General features: G+C 45.5%; 1 protein-coding gene. It reads left to right on the plus strand.

Features of this window, described 5'->3' with window-relative positions:
• A partial coding sequence (locus R7E78_RS27615; RefSeq protein WP_318058815.1) for a flagellar basal body rod C-terminal domain-containing protein occupies nucleotides 1–603 on the plus strand: 603 nt, incomplete at its 5' end.
• Nucleotides 604–642 lie beyond the last annotated feature (39 nt).

Consider the following 642-nt stretch of genomic DNA (forward strand, 5'->3'; position numbering starts at 1 on the left):
GGCAGAGCAAAATTCAATATTCGTGAAGCGGGTGATGTAAAAGAGTTTGAAGTGACGGTCCAGCCACCCGATGAAAAGCACGACAAAGCGTGGCTAAAGATTACCGATAACAAAGGTAACTTACTGTCCGATAAATACTCTTATCCGTTAGACAAAGATGATCCGCTGATTGAAATCTCAGTGCCGAAAAGTCATCCGCTATACAAAAATGGCGATGCAACCATCTTTGAACTCACAGAAGGCGCACTGCTGAACGACAAATTTACGGCCAACTTGGTGCCGTCAGAAGGTGGTAACGGCAACTTGAGAAAGATGCAGCAGTTACAAACCAACAAAATGATGGATGGTAAATCGAGCACCTTGATTGACGTTTACCACAATCTTAATACTGAAGTGGGTTTGAAATCGGCAACGGCTAACCGCTTAGCATCGGTTGCGCGTTTAGAGCATGAAGCCGCACAAGAACGTGTAGCATCGATTGCGGGTGTGAACCTCGATGAAGAGGCCGCCAACATGATGAAGTTTCAACAAGCGTACATGGCTTCATCACGCGTGATGCAGGCGGCAAATGACACCTTCAACACCATTTTGCAACTGAGGTAAGGAGAAGAGATAAGTGTTAACCCGAATTTCTAGTTTCCA

The sequence above is a fragment of the Vibrio sp. YT-19(2023) genome (assembly GCF_033337395.1).